The 26,212-nt window shown below is 64.4% G+C and carries 23 protein-coding genes and 3 tRNA genes; 11 read left to right on the top strand and 15 right to left on the bottom strand.

The features are described from left to right. From HG262_RS10560 to scpB, 5 genes are all read right to left on the bottom strand, one after another. Positions 1–853: translation initiation factor IF-2 associated domain-containing protein (locus HG262_RS10560; protein WP_248293320.1), on the bottom strand; the 853-nt coding region annotated here is incomplete at its 3' end. 95 nt (positions 854–948) lie between these two features. Next, positions 949–2,427, bottom strand: coding sequence for a transcription termination factor NusA (gene nusA, locus HG262_RS10565; RefSeq protein ID WP_169270978.1), 1,479 nt, complete (start codon positions 2,425–2,427; stop codon positions 949–951). After that, the gene (gene rimP / locus HG262_RS10570) at positions 2,424–2,927 is read right to left on the bottom strand and encodes a ribosome maturation factor RimP (RefSeq protein ID WP_169270979.1); all 504 of its coding nucleotides are present in this window, start codon (positions 2,925–2,927) and stop codon (positions 2,424–2,426) included. Before rimP ends, nusA begins: the two co-directional genes overlap by 4 nt. Positions 2,928–3,441: 514 nt before the next feature. Next, positions 3,442–5,268 (bottom strand): pseudouridine synthase, encoded by a 1,827-nt coding sequence (locus HG262_RS10575; RefSeq protein WP_169270980.1) that lies wholly within the window; start codon positions 5,266–5,268, stop codon positions 3,442–3,444. 35 nt (positions 5,269–5,303) lie between these two features. Next, the gene (scpB, locus tag HG262_RS10580) at positions 5,304–6,509 is read right to left on the bottom strand and encodes an SMC-Scp complex subunit ScpB (protein WP_169270981.1); all 1,206 of its coding nucleotides are present in this window, start codon (positions 6,507–6,509) and stop codon (positions 5,304–5,306) included. 62 nt (positions 6,510–6,571) lie between these two features. Here scpB and HG262_RS10585 point away from each other — a divergent pair. Further along, positions 6,572–6,648, top strand: a tRNA-Met gene (locus HG262_RS10585). Between the two features lie 725 nt (positions 6,649–7,373). On the opposite strand, the gene HG262_RS10590 is transcribed toward HG262_RS10585, so the two are convergent. The 4 genes from HG262_RS10590 to HG262_RS10605 form a co-directional block, all read right to left on the bottom strand. Continuing rightward, positions 7,374–8,309 carry a LysR family transcriptional regulator gene (locus HG262_RS10590; protein WP_211187151.1) on the bottom strand — a complete coding sequence of 312 codons (936 nt, stop codon included), beginning with the start codon at positions 8,307–8,309 and terminating at the stop codon, positions 7,374–7,376. Between the two features lie 105 nt (positions 8,310–8,414). Beyond that, positions 8,415–9,416, bottom strand: coding sequence for a GTP-binding protein (locus HG262_RS10595; RefSeq protein WP_169270982.1), 1,002 nt, complete (start codon positions 9,414–9,416; stop codon positions 8,415–8,417). 20 nt (positions 9,417–9,436) lie between these two features. Further along, positions 9,437–10,648, bottom strand: a complete 1,212-nt coding sequence (zigA, locus tag HG262_RS10600; RefSeq protein WP_248293321.1) for a zinc metallochaperone GTPase ZigA — start codon at positions 10,646–10,648, stop codon at positions 9,437–9,439. A gap of 287 nt (positions 10,649–10,935) precedes the next feature. Then, a tRNA-Asn gene (locus tag HG262_RS10605) sits at positions 10,936–11,011 on the bottom strand. 232 nt (positions 11,012–11,243) lie between these two features. Here HG262_RS10605 and HG262_RS10610 point away from each other — a divergent pair. From HG262_RS10610 to HG262_RS10625, 4 genes are all read left to right on the top strand, one after another. After that, positions 11,244–11,319: transfer RNA gene (locus HG262_RS10610), tRNA-Thr, on the top strand. Positions 11,320–11,461: 142 nt separating this feature from the next. Further along, positions 11,462–12,121, top strand: a complete 660-nt coding sequence (locus HG262_RS10615) for a response regulator (RefSeq protein WP_169270983.1) — start codon at positions 11,462–11,464, stop codon at positions 12,119–12,121. Further along, on the top strand, positions 12,118–13,452 hold the full coding sequence (locus HG262_RS10620; RefSeq protein WP_169270984.1) for an ATP-binding protein: 1,335 nt from the start codon (positions 12,118–12,120) through the stop codon (positions 13,450–13,452). Before HG262_RS10615 ends, HG262_RS10620 begins: the two co-directional genes overlap by 4 nt. A gap of 78 nt (positions 13,453–13,530) precedes the next feature. Continuing rightward, positions 13,531–14,973, top strand: a complete 1,443-nt coding sequence (locus HG262_RS10625; RefSeq protein WP_169270985.1) for a DegQ family serine endoprotease — start codon at positions 13,531–13,533, stop codon at positions 14,971–14,973. A 15-nt stretch (positions 14,974–14,988) separates the two neighbouring features. Here HG262_RS10625 and maiA read toward each other — a convergent pair whose 3' ends face one another. The 3 genes from maiA to HG262_RS10640 all read right to left on the bottom strand — a co-directional run bounded on the left by maiA (position 14,989) and on the right by HG262_RS10640 (position 17,163). Beyond that, on the bottom strand, positions 14,989–15,633 hold the full coding sequence (maiA, locus tag HG262_RS10630; protein WP_169270986.1) for a maleylacetoacetate isomerase: 645 nt from the start codon (positions 15,631–15,633) through the stop codon (positions 14,989–14,991). Positions 15,634–15,707: 74 nt separating this feature from the next. Further along, positions 15,708–16,685 (bottom strand): 4-hydroxy-3-methylbut-2-enyl diphosphate reductase, encoded by a 978-nt coding sequence (ispH, locus tag HG262_RS10635; RefSeq protein WP_169270987.1) that lies wholly within the window; start codon positions 16,683–16,685, stop codon positions 15,708–15,710. A 1-nt stretch (position 16,686) separates the two neighbouring features. Continuing rightward, complete coding sequence (locus HG262_RS10640) at positions 16,687–17,163, bottom strand: FKBP-type peptidyl-prolyl cis-trans isomerase (RefSeq protein ID WP_169270988.1); 477 nt, start codon at positions 17,161–17,163, stop codon at positions 16,687–16,689. Positions 17,164–17,212: 49 nt separating this feature from the next. Here HG262_RS10640 and radC point away from each other — a divergent pair, with 49 nt between their 5' ends. From radC to HG262_RS10670, 6 genes are all read left to right on the top strand, one after another. Next, positions 17,213–17,890, top strand: a complete 678-nt coding sequence (gene radC / locus HG262_RS10645; RefSeq protein WP_169270989.1) for a DNA repair protein RadC — start codon at positions 17,213–17,215, stop codon at positions 17,888–17,890. 93 nt (positions 17,891–17,983) lie between these two features. After that, positions 17,984–18,610, top strand: coding sequence for an arylformamidase (gene kynB / locus HG262_RS10650; protein WP_169270990.1), 627 nt, complete (start codon positions 17,984–17,986; stop codon positions 18,608–18,610). A gap of 152 nt (positions 18,611–18,762) precedes the next feature. After that, positions 18,763–19,611, top strand: coding sequence for a tryptophan 2,3-dioxygenase (kynA, locus tag HG262_RS10655; protein WP_169270991.1), 849 nt, complete (start codon positions 18,763–18,765; stop codon positions 19,609–19,611). A gap of 214 nt (positions 19,612–19,825) precedes the next feature. Then, on the top strand, positions 19,826–20,092 hold the full coding sequence (locus tag HG262_RS10660) for a type B 50S ribosomal protein L31 (protein ID WP_006225101.1): 267 nt from the start codon (positions 19,826–19,828) through the stop codon (positions 20,090–20,092). 122 nt (positions 20,093–20,214) lie between these two features. Further along, the gene (locus tag HG262_RS10665) at positions 20,215–21,945 is read left to right on the top strand and encodes a glycosyltransferase (protein WP_169270992.1); all 1,731 of its coding nucleotides are present in this window, start codon (positions 20,215–20,217) and stop codon (positions 21,943–21,945) included. Then, the gene (locus HG262_RS10670) at positions 21,942–23,339 is read left to right on the top strand and encodes an MATE family efflux transporter (RefSeq protein ID WP_169270993.1); all 1,398 of its coding nucleotides are present in this window, start codon (positions 21,942–21,944) and stop codon (positions 23,337–23,339) included. Before HG262_RS10665 ends, HG262_RS10670 begins: the two co-directional genes overlap by 4 nt. 69 nt (positions 23,340–23,408) lie before the next feature. Here HG262_RS10670 and paaK read toward each other — a convergent pair whose 3' ends face one another. The 3 genes from paaK to paaG form a co-directional block, all read right to left on the bottom strand. Further along, positions 23,409–24,728, bottom strand: a complete 1,320-nt coding sequence (gene paaK / locus HG262_RS10675; protein WP_169270994.1) for a phenylacetate--CoA ligase PaaK — start codon at positions 24,726–24,728, stop codon at positions 23,409–23,411. Positions 24,729–24,835: 107 nt separating this feature from the next. Beyond that, the gene (gene paaI, locus HG262_RS10680; RefSeq protein ID WP_169270995.1) at positions 24,836–25,306 is read right to left on the bottom strand and encodes a hydroxyphenylacetyl-CoA thioesterase PaaI; all 471 of its coding nucleotides are present in this window, start codon (positions 25,304–25,306) and stop codon (positions 24,836–24,838) included. After that, positions 25,306–26,094, bottom strand: coding sequence for a 2-(1,2-epoxy-1,2-dihydrophenyl)acetyl-CoA isomerase PaaG (gene paaG / locus HG262_RS10685; protein WP_169270996.1), 789 nt, complete (start codon positions 26,092–26,094; stop codon positions 25,306–25,308). The genes paaI and paaG overlap by 1 nt, the downstream gene beginning before the upstream one ends. Positions 26,095–26,212: the final 118 nt, after the last annotated feature.

Below are 26,212 nucleotides of genomic sequence, written 5' to 3' on the forward strand. Positions count from 1 at the left end.
GGCGGCGGTTGTCGGCGCGGTTGCCTACCCTGGCGGCAGGCGCGGCCGGCGCGGGCGCGGCGGATTTGACGGGTTCGGACTTCGCAGCAGGCTGAGCCTGGGCGACAGGCGCGTTGGCCTGGGAGGAAGATGTTTCTGACTTATTAGCTAGCACAACGGGTTCCGGCTTGGCCTCTTCAGCCTGGGGCTCGGTGGATTCAGTCTTAACTTCGGGCTTGGCCTCTTCGGCCACGGGCTCGGCAGGAGCAGGCGCCGGCGTCAGTTCGGGTTCAGGCTGGGCCTGGACTTCGGGGGCTTGCGCCTCGACGGGGGCGGGCACTTCGGCCGCGACGGATTCAACAGGCGCGGGCGCTTCAACCGGCGCGGGCGCTTCTACAACAACGGGCTCTTCCGCCTGGACCGGGGCCGGAGCCTCTGCCTGGACGGGAGTGGCCTCGCGGGGCTCGACCACGGCAGGAGCCTCGGGTGCAGCCGGCGCGGACACCTGCTGCTCGTCTTCGACGGAGGCTTCATCTTCGGCGCGCGCGGACGCGGCCTGTTCCAGGGCGATTTCGGAGGGATCACGCTTGACGAACACGCGCTTCTTGCGCACTTCGACCTGAATCGTGCGCGAACGGCCGGTGGCGTCAGCCTGCCGGATTTCGGACGTTTGGCGGCGCGTCAGGGTGATCTTCTTGCCTTCGGTCGCGCCGTGGGCGCGACGCAGCGATTCGAGCAATTTCGCCTTGTCGCTGTCGGTGACGGAATCGTCAACCGATTTGAGGTCAACGCCAGCCGAGCGCAGCTGATCCAGCAGCACATTGGCAGGCATTTTCAGCTCGGTAGCGAACTGGGCGACGGTGTTACTCGACATTAGGCTCTCTCTTCCCTATATGCAGCTATTACAAACAACGTGAACTTGCGGTGGATGAAACCTGCACTACCCACCGCAGACCCGTGTCCTTTTGGTTATTCTTCGTCGAACCAATGGGCGCGGGCACGCATGATGAGGTCGCTGGCTTCCTGCTCGGTCAAACCGGCGATTTCCGCCAGTTCGTCCGTTGCCAATTCGGCCAGATCATCACGCGTATGCACTTGACGCTCGGCCAGCTTGCTGGCCAATTCCTGCGTCATGCCTTCGAGTTCAAGCAAATCCTGTGCGGTCTCAAGGCGCTCTTCCTGGGCAATCGCCTCAGTCAACAGCGCATTGCGGGCACGGGCGCGCAATTCATTGATGGTGTCTTCGTCAAACGCTTCGATTTCCAGCAACTCTTGCATGGGCACGTAAGCGATTTCCTCGATACCGGTGAAACCTTCGTCGATCAGGATGTCAGCGACTTCCTCGTCGACGTCCAGCTTGCTCATGAACGTGGCGCGCAGACCCGACCGCTCGACTTCCTGGCGATTCAGGCTTTCTTCCGGCGTCATGATGTTGATCTGCCAGCCAGTCAGTTCGGACGCCAGACGCACGTTCTGGCCCTTGGCGCCGATGGCCTTGGGCAGGTTCTCTTCGTCGACGACGACATCCATCGCATGCTTGTCTTCATCAACGACGATCGATTCGACGTTGGCCGGCGCCAGGGCGCCAATGACAAACTGCGCGGGGTCTTCCGACCACAGCACGATATCGACCTGCTCGCCACCCAACTCGTTGCGGACCGCGGTCACACGCGAACCGCGCATGCCCACACACGTGCCGATGGGGTCGATACGCTTATCGTAAGCCACCACGGCGATCTTCGCACGCACGCCAGCATCGCGGGCGGCGGCCTTGATCTCCAGCAGGCCTTGTTCGATTTCCGGAACTTCGTTCTCGAACAGCTGGCGGATGAACTCGGGCGAGGTACGCGACAGGATCACCTGCTGGCCACGCGCGGCGTGGTCAACACGCAACACGAAGGCGCGGACGCGGTCGGCCACCCGGAGGTTTTCCTTCGGGATCATTTCGGAACGCGGCAGGCGCGCTTCGATTTTGCCGGTTTCGACGATGGCGTCACCCTTGTCCATGCGCTTGATCGTGCCGGACACGATGGTTTCGCCACGGTCCAGGAAGTCGTTCAGCACCTGTTCGCGCTCGGCGTCACGGATCTTTTGCAGAATGGCCTGCTTGGCCGCCTGCGCGCCGATACGGCCGAATTCGATGGGCTCAAGCGGCTCTTCGATGTATTCGCCTTCCTGGATGCCAGGGACGATTTCCACCGCATCCGACAGCATTTCCTGCTTATCGGGTTCTTGCAGCCCGGCTTCGTCAGGCACGACCAGCCAACGGCGGAAGCCCTCGTGATCGCCGGTTTCCCTATCGATGGCGACACGAATGTCCGCATCATCCTTGAAGCGCTTTTTCATGGCCGAGGCCAGCGCACTTTCCAGCGCACCGAACACGACGTCGCGCGTGACGTTCTTTTCACGCGCCAAGGCATCGACCAACAGAAGAATTTCGCGACTCATCGCTTTTTGCCCTTGAAATCCAGAACGGGATCCAGTTTTGCACGTTCGATGTCATCGACCGTGAAATTCAAAACCTGGACATCGTTCTTTTTTGCCTCAAATTCGAGACCGAACACGGTCTTGTGCATGCCAGCAGCAGCGTCCGAGGCAGCGGCGTCGTCTTCAGGCACAGTCAGCGTGCCGGAGAAGACCTTACGTCCGTCTAATGCCTCGCGCAGCTTGATTTCGATGCGCTCGCCTGCGAAACGGCGGAACTCGTTCTCGTTGCGCAGCGGGCGGTCAATGCCCGGCGAACCGACTTCCAGCCGCTTGTAGTCGATGTTTTCGACTTCAAACACCCGCGACAATTGGCGAGACACCTGCTCACAGTCTTCGATGCGCACACCGCCGACCCGATCGATCGTCACGCGCAAAAGGCCCAGGGCGGCACGCTCGACGTCTACGAGTTCGAGGTCCATGCCGGCCAAAGCCTCTTCGGTCAATGCGAATAAATCAGCCATATACTCAAAAAAAATGGGCTGCACGCCCAGCCCACCGATATTGCGCAGAGCCCAGCCGCTTCCCTACTGCACGTAAGGAGCAATGCTGGGCAGCGCCCTATATTGCGACCTAATTTGTGGTTTGCGCCACGGGTTTCCCCCACACAGCCCCGCCCCAACCCGTCAATCCGGGCCCGACGGCACTTGGCGCAACTCCGATGCCAACTGCTCTTGCCAACCGCTCTTGCTAACCGCCCGACTCATTTGCCAAGCTTATTTGCCGAGCCCACCTGCTAAGCCTATTTGCCGAGCCTATTTGCCAAGCTATTTGCTTGGCCTGCTGCGGTGCCACTGCTTTGCAGCCACGCCAAGTGCCGCTGCCAGACAGGCTGCCGGGCAAAAAGCAATGACGCGAAGCCATGAAAACCATTGATTTTACCAGATAAACCGGAAAAACGCCTGATTCGTCACGGGCTTACGTTTATATGGGACACATCGGACCCGGCGGCGCGCCCAGCACGCCGCCTGATAGCGCTTATCGGCCCTGACGGCCACGCCCGCCCATCACGCCAAGGCGCGATTCGTGGGCCGACGCGCCACGCGGCTGCCAATCATCGCCACGGGGCGAGGACGACGACGAGGCGCTGCGGGGGGGGCGCGGCTTGCCGCCCGCGCCTGGTCCCTTGTTGTTGCCAGCGCCACTTCCCGCCGCACGCGGCGAGCCTTCGGCCTTGTTGCCCCCACGACCGGAACCCGCCGGCTTGCCGCCACGGCTATTGCCGCCCGCGCCGGCCGGCTTGCCGCCACCCGGCTTACGGCCGGAAGGCTTGCGGCCACCACCACCCACGGGCGCCTCGGCCACATTGCCGATAGCATCCGCCGACGCCACGGGACTCGACGGGCCATTGGCCGCCGCCGACCGCGGACCGCGAGGCTTGCCGCCCGGTTTGCCACCGGGCTTGCCGCCAGGCTTTCCACCCGGCCGGCCACCGCCTGCCGGTGCCGCCGAACGGCCGCCGCCGGGCTTGCCGCCCTTGCGATTGCCACCCGCGCCTTCGGCCGCCAACGGATGACCGTTGGCATAGCCGCCTGCAATCATCAAACCAGTGCCGAACGGGTCCGACGGACACGCGGCCGTTTGGCCAGCACTGCCCAGACGACCGCCCTGCAACTTGCCGCGGCGACCGATGCGAGCGCCGTTCATGCCATTGCGATCCATGGTGCCGAAACCCGGAGGCAAGGCACTGTCATGCGATTGCGGTTGTTTCGAGCGGCGACGGTTGCCACCGGATTCGTCGTCTTCACGCAACAGTCCCAGTTGGACCATCAGGGCGGTGACGAGCGAACCATCCAATTCTTCCCAGCGGCCGCGCCGCAGGGTGCGCGGCAGCACCACATCGCCGAAACGGGTGCGGATCAGGCGGCTGACCGTGACACCCACGGCTTCGAACATGCGGCGGACTTCGCGGTTGCGGCCTTCCTGCAAGGTCACGCGATACCAGCGATTGCTGCCGTCGCCACCCAGGTAGTCCAGCGCGCCGAAAGCGGCCAGGCCGTCTTCCAGCTCAATCCCGTCGACCAGCGATTGGCGCTGCGCCTCGTCCATTTCACCCAGCACACGGACCGCGTATTCGCGTTCGGTGCCGTAGCGCGGATGCATGATGCGGTTGGCCATATCGCCCGAGGTCGTGAAAATCAGCAGACCTTCGGTATTCAAGTCCAGGCGCCCCACCGACAGCCACTTACCCGTACGCAGCTTGGGCAAGCGCGCAAAGACGCTGGCACGGCCACCCGGATCGTCGTGGCTGACGATTTCGCCGGCCGGCTTGTGATACAGGATCACGCGCGGCGGCTTCTTGGTATTCACGCGCATGATGGGCTTGCCGTTGACGCGGACCTGATCATTCGGCGCCACGCGCTGGCCGATGTGGGCCGGCTCGCCATTGACCGACACCCGGCCCGCGACGATCAACTCTTCCATTTCCCGGCGCGAACCGATACCGGCGTCGGCCAGCACTTTATGCAGCTTGGGCATGACCGAATCGCTGTTCAGGTACTTGCCCAGGCGCTGCTCCATGCGGTCCGCCGAGTCCAGGTACGACAGGGCCTGCTCGGCTTCCTGCTCGCCGCCACGGGAATCTGGCGACTCGACCGGAGCTGCGGCCGCCACAGGCTGCTGGCCTTCGGAGGCAGGCGCCTGCTCGGCCGTCGCGTCGCCGCGCCGGCGGCGGAACGGCGTCCTCAGCTTGCGCCCGCGCCCACGGGCGCCCGCTTCACCTTCGGCTGCCGGCTCGCGCGCGGCGGAAGCGTCCGGCTGACCGTTGGAAACGGTGTCATCCGAACGGGGATTGTCGTCCTGCATTGCTGTATTCGTTGTCACTGGGACAGCTCCGAATTTCAAACTTGGGTAGGCCTGCCAGAGGCAGGCTCGTCATCATCAGGGGACGCCGACTCACGGCCGGCGCGAGGCCGCTCCGGATCTGCCTCGCCCGGCGCCGCGGAGGCGGCATCGGGGTCGGGCCGAACATGCTCGTCAAGGCCGATGGCGGGCTCATGCCCGGCGGCGCCAGGCGCTGCGTGATCGGTCTCGTCAATCGGTTCGGTCGGTTCCGCGTGTTTTGCGTTCTCGACACTTTCCTTTGCAGCACCGGCCTCTGTGACGTCGGCGGCCATATCGGAAATGTCGTTGCCAGCCCCTTCGTCGGGAAAACCGGACGGGGTCGGCGTATTGGACAAGCCTTCGGCTTGCTCCCGGACGGTGGGTTCGTCTGCGGGATCCGCGCCTTCTTCTGTGCGCGAAACGACGGATTCTACGCTATCGCTCGGGGCTATGGGTACATCGTGTTCCGAAACAGACAATTCCGCAACCGGGACATTGTCATTTTCGTCCACGCCATCCGGCGCTTCAACGGCGATTTCACCCTGCACCCCAGCGATTTCACCGCCGATTTCACCGCCGATTTCACCTTCGGCCATCGCGGCGCCACCTTCCGGCGCAGACGCGTCCTCGGGCGCAGCGCCCTCGCCCGTCAGCTGCTGCACTTCACCCAGGTCCAACCCTGCCAGCGCCGCAGCGGCTTGCGCCGATTCCAGCGGCGGAAGTTCGTCTAGCGCCCTCAAGCCCAGATCGTCCAGGAATTGGCGCGTGGTGCCGAACAGGGCGGGACGGCCAGGCGCATCGCGATGCCCGATGACCTCGATCCACCCCCGGTCCTCCAGCGCTTTCACGATTTGCGAAGACACGGTGACCCCGCGGATATCCTCGATGTCGCCGCGCGTGACCGGCTGGCGCCAGGCCACGATGGCCAGCGTCTCCATGACGGCGCGCGAATACTTGGGCGGCTTTTCAGGGCTCAGCCGCTCCAGGTAGCGCTGCATGTGCGGGCGGCTTTGGAAACGCCATCCGCTTGCCAGTTGCACCAGCTCCAGGCCGCCATCGGCCCAATTGCTCTGCAACGTCTCCAACAGCCCGCGCAGCTTGCTGTTGTCGAATTGTTCATCGTCCCCGAATAGCTTGCGCATATCGGACAGTTGCATCGGCTGCACCGCGCATAGCAGCGCGGTTTCCAGCACGAGTATTGCCTCGCTATCGTTCATCGACATTCAAATTCAAAAAGGGCTAACTTGCGCTAGGTTGAAAATAAGGTTAATATTCTTTTCTCAGACGCGGGGTGGAGCAGTCTGGCAGCTCGTCGGGCTCATAACCCGAAGGTCGTAGGTTCAAATCCTGCCCCCGCAACCAAATTGACGAAGGCCTGGCGAATGCGCCGGGCCTTTTTCATTTGTGCCCGCAAAATCATTTGTGCCCGCAAAATCATTTTTGCCTGCAAAATCATTTGTGCCGGCAAAGCGGAACCCGCGACGGAACCCGCGACAGAACCCGCGAACGCCACGCCCGCGCCCACCAGCAAGACCCCGGCAAAAGCGGGCTCGCGACAGGCGACATTGGTTTGCGTAGTGTTCAAAACATTCCTGGGTTGACTGCCATGCATGATGGATCGCGCCATGGCCATGCGCCGAAACGGCCGCACCATTCAAGATAGGGCAATATGCCTGCCCGATTTCCATCACGGCAGACGCCTTAAGCAAATTCTGGAAAAGCTGGCATTACTCGCCAACACAAGCCTGCGGGATACGCCGGCACCCGGCGACTGTTTCCTGCCGCGATCAGTATCAAGACCTGGATCGTCACGCATTGGATTCGGCATTGTGGCTGGCCGCCACCCCTGAACCCCACGCGCCCCCTCGCGCACACAAAGACCGGCTTCGTGATGCGATGACCAACCCTTGGCCGGCCTTACGATTCTTAGATGTTTTCGACGTCTACATGCTAGCGGACATTGGCCCGCCGCATAATGGTTTGCTGGCAAAAATCCGGGATAAAACACGGCCCGCACGCCAAAGCAACACCCAAATTATACCGCCATAACCGCGGCCCTCAAGCCCAGGCGCCCGCAAGGCTGCGGGTCAGGACGTCGCCACAGGCGGCATGGAGGGCGCCGCAGCAGGCTTATCCCAGGGCGCGGAACCCAGCCGCTCCACCAGAAAATCCAGCATCGAACGCAAGATCAGCGGCATCTGGCGGCGCGAGGCGTAGACGCCGTAAATTCCCAGTTCCTGCGGCTTGCACTGCGGCAAAATGGGCTTCAGGCGCCCCGCGGCGACATATTCGGCCGCGTAGTAAGTTGGCAGCATGGCGATGCCCGCCCCCTCCAGCGCGGCGCGCGACAACACGGAAACCTCATTGGCGCTGATATTCCCGCTGACCGGCACATCCACGGGCTGGCCGTCGCGCTCGAAACGCCACAGGCTTTTGCCGAAATAGGAATGCGTCAGGCAGTTGCGCAAGGACAGATCTTCGACGCGCGCGGGCACCCCTTCACGCGCCAGGTATTCGGGCGACGCGCACACCACCGAGCGGCAGACAGCCAATTTTCGGGCGATCAGGTTGGGATCCAGATCATTGGTGATCCGCACCGCCAAGTCCACCCGCTCTTCCACCAGATTGACGGCGCGCTCGACCAGCATCAGATCCACGGAGGTGCCAGGGTGCTGCTTGACGTAATCGGTGACCGCGCTGGCCAGATGCCTTGACCCAAAGGACATGCTGGTCGTGATGCGCAGCAGGCCGCGCGGGGTATCTTCGGGCGTGGACACCGCACTGCGCAGATCGCCCACCATGTCCAGCATCTGCCGGCATCGCGGCAAGGTTTCCGCCCCGGCAGGCGTGAGGCTGAGCCGGCGCGTCGTGCGGTGCAGCAAACGCACCCCAACCCACTGTTCCATTTCGGCCAGATACCGCGACACCATCGCTCGCGACATATCCAAATGGACCGCCGCCGCCGACAGGCTCCCCCGGTCGGCGACTTCGACGAACACCTGCATGGCTTTCAGACGATCCATGATTGTCTCGGTTCTTGCATCAGACCGTACCGGTTATACCGTATTTCCGTGCAACATCCGTGCAGAAATAGCGACACGAGGATTCAGCGGCCGGGACGACGGCACTCAGGCGGGCAACTGGCCCAGCGCCCGGGAGACCTCGACGCGCACGCTGTCGACGTCCAGCCCGCGCAGGATATAGACCAAATGCGATGCCCGGTCGTCGCCGGGCCATTGCGACAGCGCGCGCAGCGGGTAAAGCTCGCCATGGACGCCATGCACCTCGCATGGCAGCGCCTCGCCCTCAAAGCACACCAGCCCCTTCATCCGCAACAGCCCCTGACCGAAGCGCTCCTGGATGCGCGACACGCCCGCCAGGAAGGCAGCCCGGCCCAGCGGCGACGACAAGAGCAGGGAAAAGCTGGCGACCTGGGCGTGGCGGTCAGCGACCGGACGCGCGAACGCCTGGAGCCAGTTCGCCAGCGCGACACCATCCCGGCGCGCCAGCCCGTCGGAGCCGTCTCGCAGCACGCCAGCCAAAGGCGCATCCTGGCGCTGGACGCAACGCTGCGCACCAGGATTGATGGCAATGACCGCCTGTTCCACCCGCCGCAATTGCGCCGCGTCCGCCAAATCCGATTTGCTGAGCACGACGGTATCGGCCAACGCCAATTGCCGTGCTGCTTCAGGTTGCGATGCCAATTGGCCCTCGCCGTGCTGAACATCCACTACCACGATCGCGCCTCGGTATGCGTAACGCTCAGCCAGGAACCGGTCGTGTTTGAGCATGAACAGGATCGACGCGGGGTCCGCCAACCCGCTGGTTTCAATCAGCACGTGGCGAAACGGCTTGATCCGGCGGCCAAGCGCCAGCATGAAAAGGTCGCGCAGTGTATCCACCACGGCGCCACTGACGACACAGCAGAGGCAACCGCCTTCGATCAGCACGACGTTCGCCGGCGCCAGGCGCACCAGATGATGGTCGACCCCGACGTCGCCATATTCGTTGACGATGACCAGTGCGTCGGCGTACGCCGGCTCGTGCAGCAAACGGTTGAGCAGCGTGGTCTTGCCGCTGCCCAGAAACCCCGAAACCACAGTCACGCCGATGCGCTTGTCCTCGTCCATACCCACCTGTCCAACGGGCGCTACCCCGGATGTTGCGGCCGCCCCCACACCGGGAACGGATCCGCCAGCGCAGCCAGCTCGCTGGCCGGCCGAGTCATTTCTTCCTGCGTCATCAGGCAGGCCTGCAAGCGCGCCCGCAGCACCGCCTCATCCATGCCGATGCCAATCAGCACCAATTCCTGGCATCGGTCGCCATAGACCGGATCCCATTCCGACACGATTGCCGCCCGCGACTCCGCATCCTCGGGCCACTGCTCGCGCGGCATGGCCGCCCACCAATAGCCCGCCGCGCCATGCCGCAGGATCGCCCCCGCCTGCGACCAGGAGGCCGCGAACGCCGGACGGGTCACCAGCCAGAAATAGCCCTTCGACCGCACCACGCCCGGCCACTCCTGATGAATACAATCCCAGAAGCGTTGCGGATGGAAGGGGCGCTTGGCGCGAAACACAAAACTGCCAATGCCGTACTCCTGGCTCTCCGGGATGTGCTCGCCGCGTAGCGTCTTCAGCCAGCCCGGCGCCTGAGCGGCAGCTTCGAAATCAAACCGTCCCGTATCCAGCACGCTTGCCATCGGCACCTGGCCGAACTCGCTGCGAATGATATGCGCACGCGGATTCAACTGGCCCAACATCGCTTCCAGGCGAGCCAGTTCGCCCGGCTCCACCAGATCGGTCTTGTTCAAGACCATGACATCGCAAAATTCCACCTGCTCGATCAACAGATCCACGACCGTGCGCGCATCCTCGTCCCCAAGGACCTCGCCGCGCGCCGCCAAAAGATCCTCACTGGCGTAGTCCCGCAAGAAGTTGAAAGCATCCACTACGGTGACCATCGTGTCCAGCCGGGCGACGTCGCCCAGACTGACGCCCGCTTCGTCACGGAAGGTAAAGGTCTCGGCGACGGGCAAGGGCTCGGAGATCCCGGTCGATTCGATCAACAGGTAGTCGAAACGTCCCTCGGCGGCCAGGCGGCGGATCTCGACCAGCAGGTCTTCGCGAAGCGTACAGCAGATGCAGCCATTGCTCATCTCAACCAGCTTTTCGTCGGCGCGCGACAGCGCGGCCCCGCCCTCGCGCACCAGGCGGGCGTCGATATTGACGTCAGACATGTCGTTGACAATGACCGCCACCCGGCGACCCTCGCGATTGTTCAACACATGGTTGAGCAACGTCGTCTTGCCCGCCCCCAAAAATCCCGACAGCACCGTTACCGGCAAGCGCCCGTCGCGCAACGAGCCCGCTCCGCTTATCTGCATCATGGCTTTGCTCCAAAATTAGAATGTTATTACATAACATTTGAAGCGCAAACAACAACCACCCGACGAGCCTGATGGAGCCCTGGCGTCTGGCAATCAAGGAATAGCTGAAACCGCCTCAGGAACCCGGGCGGCAAGAGAACCATGTGAAGAACATGGGTCTCGCAGAAGACATCGCGGAAAACAAAAAGGGCCACCCACTTTCGTGAATGACCCTTGCGTGTTCGGTGCTGGCGCACTGAACTGTCGGTACTGAATTCTTTTGGCTCCCCGAGCTGGGCTCGAACCAGCGACCTGCGGATTAACAGTCCGTCGCTCTACCGACTGAGCTATCGGGGATCTGCCAAGAACGCAATTATGACCTAAATTTTTTACGCATGCAAATCGCGTTTTTTCTTAGTTTTTTTGGGCTGTTTATTTCCCATCGCGAAAAAACTCTGATATGATTTCGGTCTTTCCAGATCAGGCCCCATAAACAGGGCAGCGAACTGGGAAGAACGAAGATGTTTTGCTTGTCGTTCAGCATTGCCGAATTCAACACCGGCACGCAAGAATCAAAGCAAATGGTCTTGCCGGCATAGCTCAGTTGGTAGAGCAGCGCATTCGTAATGCGAAGGTCGTAGGTTCGACTCCTATTGCCGGCACCAAATTCAAAAAGCAGCCCTCTCGGGCTGCTTTTTTCATTTCCGCTCTCCTCCGCTCTTGCTGGCGCCCCGATCACGGGAACTCCATCCGCCTGCCGCGCGTCCAACTTGCTGGATTTTCCGTCAACATCTAGCGAAGACCACCATGCGCATCCTACTCGTCGAAGACGACATCATGATCGGTGAAAGCGTATTGGACTGCCTGCGCGCGGAGCACTACGCCGTCGACTGGGTCAAGGACGGCAACGCCGCGGAACTGGCACTGCGCACCGACACCTATGACCTGATCCTGCTAGACCTGGGCCTGCCCAAACGCGATGGCCTGACCTTGCTGCGCGACCTGCGCACCCGCAAGGACCGCACGCCGGTATTGATCGCCACCGCGCGCGACGCCGTCAGCGACCGCATCGCCGGATTGGACGCGGGCGCGGACGACTACATCGTCAAACCCTATGACGTGGACGAACTCCTGGCCCGCATGCGCGCCCTGATCCGCCGCAGCGCCGGCCGCGCCGAGCCGGTTTTCGAACACGACGGCATTACCATCGACCCACAATCGCACGCGGCCATGGTGGACGGCACTCCGGTCGCCCTGACCGCGCGGGAGTGGGCGGTGCTGGAGCCCCTGATCGCCCGCCCGGGCATGATCTTTTCGCGCGCCCAACTGGAAGAAAAGCTCTACAGCTGGAAAGACAGCGTCAGCAGCAACGCCGTTGAGGTTTATATTCATGGCCTGCGCAAGAAACTGGGTCCGGACCTGATCCAGAACGTCAGAGGCGTCGGCTATGTCATTCCCAAAACATGAGCATCCGGCTTAGCTACTCGCTGAGAGCCCGCCTGCTTTTCTTCCTGCTGGCCGCCATTGCCGTCGGCGCGCTGGTGCAAGGCGCAGTCGCCTACCGCAGCACGCTGGCGCAGGCCGACGATATCTTTGATTCCCTGCTGCAACGCACCGCCCTGTCGCTGGGCACCGGCGACGGGCTGCTCCGGACTGGCCCCACCCATGCGCGCGGGGCGGGCTCGCCCGTCGCCGATGACCTGATCATCCAGATATGGACCCCGGACGGCCTGCGCGTGTTCAATTCGCGGTCGCGCCGCCCCTTGCCCGACCAGATCGTGCTGGGCTTTTCCGACGTCCGGATGGAGGGCATCACCTACCGCGTGTATTCGCTGGCCACGCCGTTCCAGGTCATCCAGGTAGCCCAGGATATGGACGTGCGCAAGAACATGGCGCGCGCGCTTGCCCTGCGCACCATCGCCCCCATCGCGGCCGCGGCCCCCTTGCTGATGCTGATCATCTGGTGCGTGGTCAGTTGGTCGCTGCGTCCAGTCAAGCGCGCCCGCGCCCAGGTGGCGGCGCGTCAGCCCGAGGACCTGTCGCCCGTCAACGTGCAGGGCCTGCCCGACGAGATCCAGCCGCTGATCCAGGAACTGAATCTGCTGCTGGAACGGATGCGAGGCGCATTCGCCCAACAGAAGCAATTCGTGGGCGATGCGGCGCATGAGCTGCGTTCGCCGCTGGCCGCGCTGCGCCTGCAGTTGCAGGCCTTGCAACGCGCCGGCGACGCCGACAGCCGCCAACTGGCCGAGCAGCGGCTGGCGGCCGGCATCGACCGCGCCACCCGCCTGGTCGAACAGTTGCTGTCCATGGCGCGCCACGAAAGCGCGGCGGAGCCCTCGCCTGCCGGTCCGGTGGACCTGGCCGACGTCTTGCGCCAAGCGCTTTCCGAAACACTGCCGCAAGCCAACGCCAAGTCGATCGGCATCGACATGGAAGGGGCGACCGACGCCTGGCTTCAAGGACATCGCGACGCGCTGGTGCTGCTGGCGCGCAACCTGCTGGACAACGCGGTCAAGCATACGCCCGAGGGCAAGCACATCCGCCTGCGCCTGGAACAGTCGGCGGACACGGCCTCGTTCGCGATCGACGACGAAGGCCCTGGCATCCCGCCGGGCGAACGCGAGCGCGTATTCGACCGCTTCTACCGCGCCGAGGGCAACACGCAGCATGGCAGCGGCCTGGGGCTGTCGATCGCCCGCGCCATCGCCGAGCGCCACGGCGCAGAGATATTTCTGGAAGACGCGCCGGGCGGCCACGGCCTGCGCGCCCGCGTGGTGTTCCCCCGCCCCCATTGATCCCCGCGATTTAAGATTCACCTAAGTGTCAGGCCCGAAGATAGCGCCATGTCCTCAAACATGAACGCAGGAGCCGACATGAAGACCTCGCAACTGACCCCCTCGCGCCTGGTGCTGGCGCTGCTGGCCGCTGGCGCCATTGGCGGCGCCGGCGCAACCGCCGTGAGCGGCAGCGTATCGATGGCGGCCAACGCGCCGTCCGTCGCAACCGCCCCCCAGACGATCAATACCTCAAGCCCGCCCAATTTCGCGCAGATCACCCGCGATTTCGGGCCCGCCGTCGTCAACATCAGCGTCAGCGGCACCCGCAAGGTGTCCGCCGACGACGATGATCCCTTCGCCCAATTCTTCGGCCAGATCCCCGGATCCCGCGGCCGTATGCCCGCGCGCGAAGTGCCGATGCGCGGGGAAGGTTCCGGCTTCATCATCAGCAACGACGGCATCATCCTGACCAACGCCCACGTCGTGCAAGACGCCCGCGAAGTCACCGTCAAGCTGACGGACCGCCGCGAATACAAGGCCAAGGTGCTGGGCGCGGACCCGCAGACGGACGTGGCCGTGCTCAAGATCGACGCCAAGGACCTGCCCGTCGTCAAAGTCGGCGACGTGAACCAGCTGCAGGTGGGTGAATGGGTGCTGGCCATCGGTTCGCCGTACGGCCTGGAAAACACCGCGACCGCAGGCATCGTCAGCGCCAAGGGCCGGTCGCTGCCCGACGACACGTCGGTCCCCTTCATCCAGACGGACGTGGCGGTCAACCCCGGCAATTCGGGCGGCCCGCTGTTCAACGACCGCGGCGAAGTCGTGGGCATCAATTCCCAGATCTACAGCCGCACCGGCGGCTTCCAGGGCCTGTCGTTCTCCATCCCCATCGATGTGGCCTACAAGATCAAAGACCAGATCCTGGAGCACGGTAAGGTGCAGCATGCCCGGCTGGGCGTGACGGTGCAGGAAGTGAACCAGGACCTGGCCAACTCCTTCAAGCTGGAGTCGCCATCGGGCGCACTGGTGTCCAGCGTCGAAAAGGGCAGCGCCGCCGACAAGGCCGGCCTGCAACCCGGCGACGTGGTCCGGAAGATCGACGGCAAGACCATCGTGTCCTCGGGCGATCTGGCATCCCTGATCACGCTTTCCTCGCCGGGAGAAAAGATCAAGATGGACGTGTGGCGCGCCGGCGGTCCCAAGGAACTGGTGGCCACGCTGGGCGGCATCCCCAAGGACAAGACGCAAGCGTCGGCGGGTGAGCAGGACGTGCAGCGCGGCCAACTGGGCCTGGCCCTGCGCCCGCTAAGCCCGCAGGAACAGCAGGCGTCGGGCACCGAAGGCTTGCTGATCGAGCGTGCCGCTGGTCCGGCCGCCAAGGCGGGCATCGAGCCGGGCGACGTGCTGCTGTCCTTGAATGGCGTGCCCGTGCACAACGTCGGGCAAGTGAAGGAAGCGCTGTCCAAGGCGGGCAAGACCGTTGCCCTGCTGGTCCAGCGCGGCGAAGACAAGATCTTCGTGCCGGTGCAGATCGGCTAAGCCGATCCGCTGGCGTTACTCCGCGTCGGGCTGCTTGCCCGGCGCGGCATCCGCGAAGGCCGGCAGTTCGCGGCAGGCCGCATCGATGCGCACGACGTTGGGCATCGCGGACAAGTCGCACTCGAAGCGCTGCGCGTTGGCCACTTGCGGCACCAGGCACAGGTCGGCGATGGTCGGCGTATCGCCGTGGCAGAAGCGGCCCGTGGCACCGGACCGAGCCAGTTGCGCTTCCAGCGCTTCCAGCCCCTGATGCACCCAATGCTTATACCAGGCGTTCTTGGCAGCCTCGTCCACGCCGAGCGTGTGCTTCAGGTACTTCAGCACGCGCAGATTGTTCAGCGGGTGCGTGTCGCAGGCGATGCCCAGCGCCAGATCGCGCACGCGGGCGCGGCCAATGGCGTCGGCCGGCAGCAGCGGCGCCTGGGGATGCGTTTCTTCCAGGTACTCGATGATGGCAAGCGACTGCCCGATGACGGCGTCGCCATCGATCAGCGTGGGCACCAGCGCCGTCGGGTTCATCTTGCGATACCCTTCCGACAGCTGCTGCCCGCCGTCCTTCAGCAGATGCACAGGCAGGTATTCGTACGACAGGCCTTTCAGGTTCAGGGCGATGCGTACGCGGTACGCGGCCGAGCTGCGGAAATAGCTGTACAACTGCATGAAGTCTCCTCGATGTACTGATGGCGCCACCCGAGCGGCGCCTGTTTTTTTTCAGCGGTGCATCCCGCCCCGCGCTATTCCAGCGACTCGGTCTGCGCAGCCTTGCGCGACAAGCCCTTGGGAAGCGGAAACGCCACATTCTCCTCCAGGCCCGGCATCGTGCGCACCGACACCGCGCCCAATTCCTTGACCCGGTCAATCACCTGCTGCACCAGGACTTCGGGAGCGGACGCGCCCGCCGTCACGCCGATGCGCTTGCGGTCGACCAGCCACGCGGGGTCGATGGAGTCGGCGCCGTCGATCAGGTAGGACGCCACGCCCTTGCGCTCGGCCACTTCACGCAGCCGGTTGGAATTCGAGCTGTTGGGGCTACCCACGACCAGCACCAGATCGCAATCGGGCGCCATCACCTTGACCGCATCCTGGCGGTTCTGCGTGGCGTAGCAGATATCGCTTTTCTTGGGTTCGACGATCGTGGGAAAGCGCGCCTTCAGCGCCTTCGATACCGCCGCCGCGTCATCCACCGACAAGGTCGTCTGCGTCACGTAAGCCAGGTTTTCCGGGTTGACCACGTCCAGCCCGGCCACGTCTTCCACGGTCTCGACCAGGTACATGCCGCCTTGCGCCTGGCCAAGCGTGCCTTCGACTTCGGGATGGCCTTTGTGACCGATCATGATGATCTCGCGGCCGGCGGCGCGCATGCGGGCCACTTCGATATGGACCTTGGTGACCAGCGGGCAGGTGGCGTCGAACACTTGCAGGCCGCGGGACTCCGCTTCGGCACGCACGGCCTTGGACACGCCATGCGCCGAGAACACGACGATCGAGCCCGTAGGCGCGTCGTCCAGCTCATCGATGAAGATCGCGCCCTTGGCGCGCAGGTCTTCCACCACATAGCGGTTATGGACGATCTCGTGGCGCACGTAGATCGGCGCGCCATGCAATTCGATCGCGCGTTCGACGATATCGATGGCGCGGTCCACGCCGGCACAGAAGCCGCGCGGCTGCGCCAGCAGAACTTCGGCGCCCGAGGCGGTTACGGCCTTGCTCATATCAAAGGACTCCCAGCAGCGCCACGTCCACGCGCAAGCTGATGCCCGCAAGCGGGTGGTTAAAGTCGAACAGCGCCGACTCGTCGTTGATTTCTTTCAGGACGCCCGAATAGCGGCCGCCGTTGGGCGCGGTGAATTCCACCAGGTCGCCCGGCTCAAAACCGGCATTCGCCCCCGCGTGCTCGGCGAGCATCGCGCGCGTGACGCGCTGAATCAGTTCGGGGTTGCGGTCGCCATAGGCGTCGGCCGGCTCCAGCGTGACGCTGAACCGCTCGCCTTCCGCGTGGCCGATCAACGCAGCCTCCAGACCGGGCGCCCACTGCCCCCCGCCCATCTGCAGCGTGCCGGGACGCCCGTCGAAGGTATCGGCGAATACCGAATCCTTGCCCGGCCCGGAAGCCAGCGTGATCCGGTAGTGCAGCGTTAGGTAGGAATCCTGACGGACAAAAACGTTCACTTCGTTAGAGGCGATGCTCAAGATCTGCCACCGTATAGATATTGGATAAACCCTGATTTTAGAGCCTCTTATGAAATTGTCTGTGCGGCTGTCGAAACACGAGCGTCCCCGGGAGCGGTTGCTGCGCCACGGGGCCGGCGCGCTCCAGGACGCGGAACTGCTTGCCATCGCCCTGCGGACCGGCATTCCCGGGCTGAACGTGATGGATTTGTCCTACCGCTTGCTGGAGCGTTTTTCGGGTCTGCGGGGCCTGCTGGGCGCCACACCGGAGGAATTGATGACCGTATCCGGCCTGGGGGCGGCCAAATCCTGCACGCTTGCCGCCCTGCTGGAGCTGGCGCGCCGGACCATCGAAGAAGACCTGACCCACAGCGACACCCTGCGCCATCCCGGCCAAGTGAAACAATATTGCATGACGGCGCTGGGGCATCGCCGGGTCGAGCACTGCATCGCCCTGTATCTGGACAACCAATTGCGCGTCATCGCCACGGGCGAACTGGCGCGGGGCACGCTTTCCCAGGCCTCGGTCTACCCACGCGAGGTCGTCCGCGAAGCCCTGCGCCACCATGCCGCGGCCCTGATCGTGGCCCACAACCACCCCTCGGGCCTGGCCGAAGCCAGCGCCGCCGACCGCGGCTTCACATCACAGTTGAAACAGGCCCTGGCGCTGGTGGACATCAAACTGCTGGACCACCTGATCGTCGCGGGTTCGACGGTCGTCTCCATGGCCGAACTTGGCGGCCTGTAACCGCAGCGCGGCGTGCCGGAATTCGTTAGACTACCAACCTGAATTGCTTTAGGCTTTAACCTGTTCCGGCATCATCCGACCGCTCCCGCCACCATGAAACGCCTGTGGGATATTTCCCCTCCCGTCTCCACGGCTTCGCCTGTCTTTCCCGGCGATACGCCGTACCGCCAGCAATGGAAGTGGTCGCTTACGCCCGGCTGTCCGGTCAATGTCAGTGAAATCACACTGTCTCCGCATATCGGCGCGCACGCGGATGCCCCGCTGCACTATCAGAACGGGGCTTCGGCCATTGGCGCGGTTTCGCTGGAACCCTTCCTGGGTCCTTGCCGCGTCATCCACGCCATCGATTGCGGCCCGCTGATCACCACCGACCACCTGGCCCATGCGGCCCTGAACCTGCCACCCCGCGTGCTGGTGCGCACGGCCAAGCATGCGGCCCAGGACTGGTGGACGGACGATTTCTCCGCCTACGCCCCCCAGACCATCGAATGGCTGGCCGAACGCGGCGTCATGCTGATCGGTCTGGATACCGCCAGCATCGACCCCGCGTCCAGCAAGACCCTGGACAGCCACCACACGATATTGCGGCACGACATGCGGGTACTGGAAAACCTGGTGCTTGATGACGTGCCCGAAGGCGATTACGAATTGATCGCCCTGCCGTTGGCGCTGGTCCAGGCTGATGCCAGCCCGGTTCGCGCCGTCCTGCGCGAACTGTAGGCTGGTCCGCTGGCCATTGGGCGGCCGGCCGCGCCGGCTGCCCGTTTTCGACTAGGCACGACCATGAAATCTGTTTCCCCCTACGCGCCCCATTGGCGCGCGTTGCCCGCATCCGCCCGCCGTGCGGCCCCCCCCTGCCCGGGAGGCCAAGCATGAGCTGCCCGCACCGCCCCGAAGACATCGTCCGAGAGGAAAAGGCGCAGCTGGATTTCGCGCGCGACATGACCTACGGCGACTACCTGCATCTGGACGAATTGCTGGGGGCGCAGCACCCGCTGTCGCCCGAGCACAACGAGATGCTGTTCATCATCCAGCACCAGACCAGCGAACTCTGGATGAAGCTGATGCTGCACGAGTTGCGCGCCGCCATCGCCAATGTGGCCGCCGACCGGCTGCAGCCCGCCTTCAAAATGCTGGCGCGCGTCAGCAAGATCATGGAGCAGCTGGTCCACGCGTGGGACGTGCTGGCCACCATGACGCCCCCCGAATATTCCGCACTGCGCCCATACCTGGCCCGTTCCAGCGGTTTCCAAAGCTATCAGTACCGCCAGGTGGAATTCCTGCTGGGCAACAAGAACGCGGCGATGCTCAAGCCCCACGCGCACCGCGAAGACCTGCTGGCCCAGGTCCGCGCCGCCTACGAGGCCCCTTCCCTCTATGACGAAGCGCTGCGCCTGCTGGCCCGCCACGGCGTCGCCGTGCCGGCCGATCGCCTGGAGCGGGATTGGACGCAGCCCTATGAATCCTCGGCCGGCGTCGAGGCGGCCTGGCTGGCCGTCTACCGCGACACCGACCGCTATTGGGATCTGTATCAGCTGGGCGAAAAGCTGACCGACCTGGAAGACGCGTTCCGTCTGTGGCGATTCCGCCACGTCACGACGGTCGAGCGGGTTATCGGCTTCAAGCGCGGCACCGGCGGCACGTCCGGTGTCGATTACCTGCGGCGCATGCTGGACGTGGTGCTGTTCCCCGAAATCTGGAAGCTGCGCACCGAGCTCTGAAGCCCGTCCCCTTATTAAAGGAAGGAAGGCGGAACGGGCCGCGCCTGCCTTCCGGACTGGCGCATCCGGAATTTCCCATGCTAGAATTTGGGGTTACTTTTCGGATACGTGGCTAGCGTTCTTGCGCCGACATTCCTTGTGGATGGTTTAGCGCGTCCTGGCTGGCGACCCTAACACTTTGAGAAAGACTCCTCGCGAGTCCTAGGAAAGCACCATGAAAGAAGGCATTCACCCCGAATACCGCGACGTCGTTTTCGCCGATCTGCAAACGGGCAACAAGTTCATCACCCGTTCGACCGTGCACACGCGCGAAACCGTCGAGATCGACGGCAAGACGTACCCGCTCTTCAAGTGCGACGTGACCTCCGAATCGCACCCGTTCTACACGGGCGCCCAAACGCGTATCGTCGAAACCGGCCGTGTGGAAAAGTTCCGCGCCCGCTTCGCCCGTACGGCTGGCACGGTCAAGTCCGCTTCCTGATCCTGTCGCTCCCCCGGGAGTCGCAGCAAAAAGGCAGCCTCCGGGCTGCTTTTTTTTCCCCCTAGCCGGCCTGTTACGTGCTGGGGCTGGCGCAACCAGATCACTCGGTTACATTAACGCCCGTGTCCCCACTTTCTCTTTCCACTCCGGCCCGGCTCACGTCCGTGGCTACCGCGAAGCTCCCCAGACTGATTCTGCTGGGCTTGTCGCTGGCCTATATCGTGGCCGGCCTGTTCATGCGCGACCCGTGGAAGACGGACGATGCGGTCGGATTGGCGACCATGATCACGGCGATCCGCGAAGGCGGCATCACCTGGCTGCTGCCGCAAGTCGGCCTTCTGGCGCATGCCGAGGAAGGTCCGCTGATCACCTGGGTCGGCGCCGCCAGTATCTGGCTGTTCGGCCCTTTCGTCGGCGACATCACGGCCGGACGCCTGCCCAATCTGCTGTGGTTCGGCATCACCGCGACCAGCGTCTGGTACGGCACCTACCTGCTGGGGCGCCGCGCGGAAGCCCAACCGCTGGCCCTGCCCTTCGGCGGCGAGCCCGCCCCGCGCGACTACGGGCGCATGCTGGCGGACGCCGCCCTGCTGCTGCTGCTGGCCACGGTAGGCATTCTGCAACGCACCCACGAAACCACTGTCGTGCCGGCCATCATGGCCTGCCAGGCACTGGCCTTCTATTCGCTGGCCCGCAGCGTGGACCGTCCGGTGACCGGCACCACCACGCTGGGGATTGCCCTGGCGGCCAGCTTCCTGACCCGCGGCTGGGTGGGCGCACTGCCCATCATGATCGGCGCCCTGCTGGCGTTCTATCCGCGCAGCCAACTGTGGAAGTGCAAGCGCTGGCTGCCTTGGACCGTGCTGGTGACCGTTGCGCTGATCCTGGCTTGGTGGATCCCGGCCAGCGAAAGCAGCCAGTACTGGGTCCGCAACTGGAAGACCTGGAACCTGGCGTCGTTCGCGTGGCCGTCCTGGCACGATATTGGCCGCACGCTGCGCGACCTGCCCTGGTACCTGTGGCCGACCTGGCCGCTGGCGCTTCTGGCCGTCTGGCGCTGGCGCGCCTGGATCTACGCGCCCCACATCTGGCTGCCGCTGATGCTGCTGGCGTGTTCCGCCCTGGTGTTGTTCGGTCTGGATGAAGCGACCGATTCAGAATATGTGTTGCTAGCGGTGCCGTGCGCCGTGCTCGGCGCGTTCTCGCTGCCGACCCTGCGGCGCGGCGTGGTCAACACGCTGGACTGGTTCGCCGTCATGTGCTTTTCGCTGACCGCCGCCACCGCCTGGCTGGGCTGGGTGGCACTGCACTTCAACTGGCCGGCGCAGATATCGCGCAACATCGCCCGCCAGACAACGGGCTATGAGCCCGTGATTTCCTGGACCGCATTTACGCTGGCGGCCATCTTCACCGTGGCCTGGATTGCGCTGGTCGTCTGGCGCCTGCGCGTGCGTCCGCAAGCCCTATGGCGCGGCACGGTGCTATCGGCCGGCGGCTTGACCGTGACGTGGATCCTGCTGGTGCTGCTGTGGCAGCCCGCCGTTGACTACGCCCGCAGCTATCGCACAGTCTCGGGACAATTGGCCCAGGCACTGGAACAGAACACGCGGCCGGGAGAATGCGTACGCGGCCTGAGCCTGGGCAGCGGCCAGCGCGCATCTTTCCTGATCTTCAACAACCTGACCTTCACGTTCGACGCGAAGTGCACGCTGATCCTGCAACAGACCAGCAACCAGAGCCTGCGCGACAACACCGCCGCCTATAGCGACGGCGCCGACGTGCTGTGGCAGGGCGGCCGCCGCGCCGACCGGCAGGAAGTGTTCCGCTTGCTTCGGGTCGGCGCCAACCGATGAGTTCCGTGAACGCGGCGCCGATGACCTTCGGCGCCACCCTGCGCGGCATCGCCAAGCAGGCCTGGCCCGTGCTGATCAGCCAATGGGCCGGCATCTCGTTCGGCGTGCTGGACACCGCGATGACGGGCCACTCCAGCGCCAGCGACCTGGCTGCGATGGCCCTGTCCGCCTCGATCTACATCACCGTTTTCGTCGGCCTGATGGGCGTGGTCCATGCCCTGATCCCTATCCTGGCCCAGCACTACGGCGCCGGCAACAACCTGGAAGTCGGCCGCAGTTGGGGCCAGGGCGTCTGGCTGGCGCTGGGCCTGTCGGGGGTGGGCGCGATCCTGATGCTGTTTCCGGACGTCTGGCTGTCGATGTCCGGCGAGGTGGCGCCCGCGGTACGGGAGCGAATCGGCTCCTACCTGCAGGCGCTGGCGCTTGCCCTGCCCGCCGCGCTGGTGTTTCGCACCATTTATGCGCTGGGCACCTCGGTGTCGCGCCCCAAACTGGTCATGGCCATCAACCTGTCGGCCATTGGCTTCAAGGCCTTCTTCAACTGGCTCTTCATCTACGGCAAGCTGGGCCTGCCCGCCATGGGCGCCACCGGCGCCGGCCTGGCAACCGCGCTGGTGTCGTGGATGAGCCTGGGGCTGGGCCTGTGGGTGATCACCCATGACCGCTTCTACCGCCGCTTCCAGCTGCGGATCGGCAAGCCCGACTGGAAGACGCTGAAGGAACTGCTGCGCCTGGGCATCCCGATGGGCGGCTCGTACCTGGTGGAAGTGTCGGCGTTCACGTTCATGGCCTTGCTGGTCGCCCGCGAAGGCACATTCGTGACCGGTGGGCACCAGATCATGTCGAACCTGGCCGCGCTGTGCTACATGATGCCGATGGCGCTGGGGGTGGCCACCGCCGCCTTGACCGCCCAGGCGATCGGCGCCGGCAACCTGGCCCATGCCCATCGCACCGGCATGGCCGGGCTGGCGCTGGGCCTGATCGGCGCGCTGCTGACGGCGGCCGTGCTGCTGGTGGGCCGCCCGCTCATCCTGGCGGCCTACACCGATGACGCCGGCGTGGCGGCCGTGGCCACGACCCTGCTGGCCGTGCTGCCGCTGTTCCACCTGTTCGATTCCATGCAGTGCATCAATTCCTACCTCCTGCGCGCCTACAAGGTCGCCGTCGTGCCGCTGCTGCTGCAGGTGGTGGCGCTGGCTGGCGTGGGCCTGGTCGGCGGCTGGTGGTTCGGCTTCGGCCCCGGCAAAGGCGGCCTGGACGGCATCCGCAACGTCCTGGTGCCAGGCTCCCCCGTCGGCGCGGGCAGCATGTGGCTGATGGCCATGGTGGGGCTGGCCCTGTCCGCCGCCCTGCTGCACTTCTGGTATCGGCGGATCGTGCGGACGCTGGCGTAACGGTAAAGACCGCAAGCGAACAAAAAAAGGCAGCCCAAGGGCTGCCTTTCTTGTCTCCGATCGTGGGGATCAGACCACTTTCGGCCGCTTGTCGATCACGCGGCGTGCCTTGCCGGTAAGCGTGCGTTCCACATGCCCGGAGTCCGACACCTGAATACGCGCGCTGACGCCGATGTGCGTCTTCACGGCATGCTGCAGCTGCTTGCCCAGGTCATTGCGCTCGGCATCCGACAGGCCCGAGAACTCGGCTCGCACCTCGGTCAGGATCTCCAGCTCGTCCATATTGCCCGTACGCGACAGCACCAGTTGATAATGCGGCGCCAGCTGGGCGATCTTCAGGACCAGCTCCTCGACCTGCGTCGGGAACATGTTCACACCGCGCACGATCAGCATGTCGTCGCTGCGGCCGGTGATCTTGCCAATGCGGCGCATGCTGCGCGCGGTTGGCGGCAACAGGCGGGTCAGGTCGCGCGTGCGGTAGCGGATGATGGGCATCGCTTCCTTGGTCAGCGACGTGAACACCAGTTCGCCAGGTTCACCATCGGCCACGGGCTCGCCCGTATCCGGATTGATGATCTCGGCGTAAAAATGGTCTTCCCAAACCACCGGACCGTCCTTGGTCTCGACGCATTCGCTGGCCACGCCCGGACCCATCACTTCGGACAGGCCGTAGATGTCGACCGCGTCGATGCCGGCTTCGGTCTCGATGTCGGCACGCATCTGGCCTGTCCACGGCTCGGCGCCAAAGATGCCGATGCGCAACGAACTTTGACGCGGATCAATGCCCTGGCGACGCTGTTCTTCCAGAATATTGCAGAAATAGGAGGGCGTGACCATGATGATGTCCGGACGGAAATCGCTGATCAGTTGCACCTGCTTTTCGGTCTGCCCGCCCGACATCGGGATGACCGTGCACCCCAGGCGCTCGGCACCGTAATGGGCACCCAGGCCGCCCGTGAACAAGCCGTAGCCGTAGGCCACGTGCACGGTGTCGCCGGGTTTGCCGCCGGCCGCACGGATCGAACGCGCCACCAGATTGGCCCAGTTGTCCAGATCGCCCTTGGTGTAGCCCACCACCGTCGGCTTGCCCGTCGTGCCGCTGGACGCGTGAATGCGCGAGATCCGGTCACGCGGAACCGCGAACATGCCGAAGGGATAGTTATCGCGCAGTTCCTTCTTCGTCGTGAAGGGGAACTTCGAAATATCGGACAGCTGCTTCAGATCGTCTGGATGCACGCCGGCGTCATCGAACGCCTTCTTGTAGTGCGCGACGTTCTCGTAGGCATGCTTCAGCGTCCACTTCAGACGCGCCAGCTGCAACGCACGCAGCTCATCCTCGCTGGCATGCTCGATGGGGTCCAGCCCCGGCTTGCTCATGGTGTTGGACATGGTTATCTCTCTCCTGAAATTCTCGCTACGCCGGTCGGGGCGGCGACGGGGGCCTGAGCCCCGGGCGCTCGCCGCCCTGCCGGCGGCCTTGTCTTTGGTAGGTTGCCTTACGCGTCGGCGGGAACGCCGACGATCTGGCCTTTGATGCGATAAGACCGCCCGCGGAACAGCGCCACATTGCGGCCGTCCTGATTGGTCACCGTCACGTCATACACGCCCGTGCGGCCAGCCAGCGACCGCTCCTGGGCCACCGCGGTCAGCAGATCGCCTTCGAAACCCGGCGCCAGGTAATCGATGGTGCAACCGGACGCCACCGTGCTGACATTGCGCGAATTGCACGAAAACGCGAAGGCGCTGTCGGCCAGGGCGAAGAGGAAGCCGCCATGGCAGGTCTTGTGCCCGTTCAGCATGTCGGCGCGCACGCGCATCGTCAGGCGCGCATAGCCCGGCGCCATTTCCTCGACCTTCATGTCCAGGCCCTGCGAGGCCGCATCACCTGCGTACATCACGGTACCGACGGCCTGAGCCAGTTCCTGGGGATCAGCCGGCACTTCAACAGCGGGAACGTGCGCGTTCATCATTGCCCCTTGAATTGCGGTTCGCGCTTGCCGAGGAAGGCGGCCACGCCTTCGGCGTAATCGGCGCTGCGGCCCAGTTCGCGCATCATGTCGCGTTCCAGGTCCAGCTGCGTGGACAGGTCGTTGCCCAGGCTGGCCTGCATGGCCCGCTTGGTGAATGCCAGACCCTTGGTGGGCGCCGTGGAGAAGTGCTGGGCCAGATGGTCCAGGGTGGCGTCGAATTCCTCGTCCGCCACGCATTGCCAGATCAGGCCCCATTCTTCGGCCTGCTTGGCGCTGAGCTTGTCGCCCAGCATCGCCAGCCCCATGGCGCGCGCGCGGCCGACCAAGCGAGGCAGCACGAAGGTGCCGCCGGTGTCGGGGATCAGCCCCAGACGGCAGAACGACTGGATGAAGTTGGCTGAAGCCTTGGCAATGACGATATCGCCGGCGAACGCCAGGTTGGCGCCCGCCCCCGCCGCCACGCCGTTCACGCCCACCACGACAGGCAGGGGCAAGGCGTTGATGCGGCGCACCAGCGGGCCGTAGAACTTGTCGACCGTTTCGCCCAGATCGGGCGGCGTGCCGTCTTCGGCGGGCTTGCGCTCGCTCAAGTCCTGCCCCGCGCAGAAGCCGCGGCCCGCGCCGGTCAGGACCAGCACGCGCGCGCCTTCGGTTTCAACGCGCGTCAACGCGTCGGCCACTTCGCCATGCATGTTGGCGGTGAAACTGTTCAGCTTGTCCGGGCGGTTCAGCGTCAGGCGCGCGATACCGTTGGACAGGTCGAATTGAATATCTTGGTAGCTCATATCAGTTATCCATTGCGGGCACGCTACTGGCATCAAAGGTAATCGGTAACGCCCTATCCGGGCCGCGCGGAGCCGGCTTTGCCGGACCGCAGCGGCGCCCCCTCGAGGGGCAAGCGCG

The sequence above is a fragment of the Achromobacter sp. Bel genome, assembly GCF_012928505.1.
Taxonomy (GTDB): domain Bacteria; phylum Pseudomonadota; class Gammaproteobacteria; order Burkholderiales; family Burkholderiaceae_B; genus Achromobacter.